We start from the raw sequence: 1,877 nt of genomic DNA on the forward strand, positions 1-1,877 counted from the left end.
CCGCCGCGTCCGAGCCCGGCGCCGAAGCGCCGGCCGCGCACACGCCGCCGCAGATTCCGGTCGCGCCCGAGTGGGGCCTGGCCGACATCGAAGCGCCGCAGCGCGGCGACGGCGAGCCGCGCACGCTCGACGCCGAGCACGGCGCCGCCCAGTACGCCTCGGCGTTCGACGCCGATCCGTCGCGGCCGCCGGCCGCCGAACCGGCCGACCTCACCGAGCGCGTCTCCGGCGGCCTGGTCAACACCGCGCTGGTCGAAGCGGTGCCGTCGGCGCCGCCGTCGTTCCTGATTCCGTCCGGAGGCGCCAACGGCGGCTTCGAACAGGTCGACGACATCGACGATGAAGTGCGCGAGATCTTCCTGGAGGAATTCGAGGAAGAGATCGGCAACCTCGAACAACTGCTGCCGGCCTGGCGCGAAGCGCCGGACGACCTGGCCCGCGTGCAGCCGGTGCGGCGCGTCTTCCACACCCTCAAGGGCAGCGGCCGCCTGGTCGGCGCCAAGACCCTGGGCGAGTTCAGCTGGAAGATCGAAAACCTGCTCAACCGGGTGCGCGAGCACGGCCGCGTCGCCAGCCCGGAAGTGCTGGACCTGGTCGAGCACGCCTATCGCGCGCTGCCGGGCTTCTACGCCGCGCTGCGCAACGAGGCGCCGCTGAGCGTCGACGTCGCCGGCATGGAAGCGCATGCCGACCTGCTCGCCAGCGGCGAGGAGGCCTTCTATCAGCCGCCGGCCACGCCTTCGGCGCAGGCCGAGGCCGAGGCCGCCGCCGAAGCGGCCGCTGCCGCGAAGCCCGTCGTGGCCGGCCCGTACGTGCCGGCGTCGGTCGATCCGGTGCTGCTGGAAATCCTCGACGGCGAAGTCGCTGGCCATCTGGTCACGATCGAATCCTGGCTGGACGCCTCGCGCGCGCAATCGCAGCCGGCCAACGACGCGTTGCAGCGCTCGATCCACACCATGAACGGCGCCTTCGCGATGACCGAAGTGCCGGTCATCACCGACGTCACCGGTCCCACCGAAGCCTACGTCAAGCGCCTGCTCGCCAGCGGCGCGCCGGCCAGCGCCGAAGGCGTGGCGGCGATGGGCGCGGTCGCCGCGGCGATCCGCACCACGATCGAAGCGTTGAAGTCGGCCAGCCCGCACGTGCCGATGTTCCTCGGCCTGCCCGAGCGCATCGCCGCGCTGCGCGACAGCCTGCCCGACGCGCGCGCGCCGATGCCGGTCGACGAGCTCGACCTCGACGACGCGCCGGCCATCGGCCAGGGCGTGGTCGAGCTCAGCGCCAACGACCTCAGCGCGTTCCAGGGCGAAGGCCCGGGCACCGCCGAGGTGCCGGCCGGCCGCAGCGACGGCCGCCGCACTTCCGAGTTCACCATCGACTTCGCGTCCTTCGCCGGCTCACTGGGCCAGAGCGACCAGGCGCGCGCGCGCGCCGAGCGCGAAGCGGCGGACAAGGCCGCGGCCGAACGCGCCGAAGCCGAGCGCGTCGAAGCCGAACGCCTCGCGGCCGAGCAGGCCCAAGCGGAGCGAGTGGAGGCCGAACGCCTCGCCGCCGAGCAAGCCGAAGCCGAACGCCACGCGGCCGAGCAGGCCGAAGCGGAACGTCTGGAAGCCGAACGTCTCGCCGCCGAACAGGCCGAAGCGGAACGTCTGGAAGCCGAACGCCTCGCCGCCGAGCAGGCCGAAGCGGAACGCCTGGAAGCCGAACGCCTCGCCGCCGAGCAGGCCGAAGCGGAGCGCCTGGAAGCCAAACGCCTCGCCGCCGAGCAGGCCGAAGCGGAGCGTGTGGAAGCCGAACGCCTCGCGGCCGAGCAAGCCGAAGCGGAACGTCTGGAAGCCGAACGCCTCGCCGCCGAACAGGCCGAAGCGGAACGTCTG

General features: G+C 73.0%; 1 protein-coding gene. It reads left to right on the forward strand.

The genetic code is table 11. From position 1 onward, the window contains the following. A partial coding sequence (locus A7A76_RS15565) for an Hpt domain-containing protein (RefSeq protein ID WP_206412038.1) occupies positions 1-1,877 on the forward strand: 1,877 nt, incomplete at both ends.

The sequence above is a fragment of the Lysobacter enzymogenes genome (assembly GCF_017168095.1).
GTDB lineage: Bacteria > Pseudomonadota > Gammaproteobacteria > Xanthomonadales > Xanthomonadaceae > Lysobacter > Lysobacter enzymogenes_D.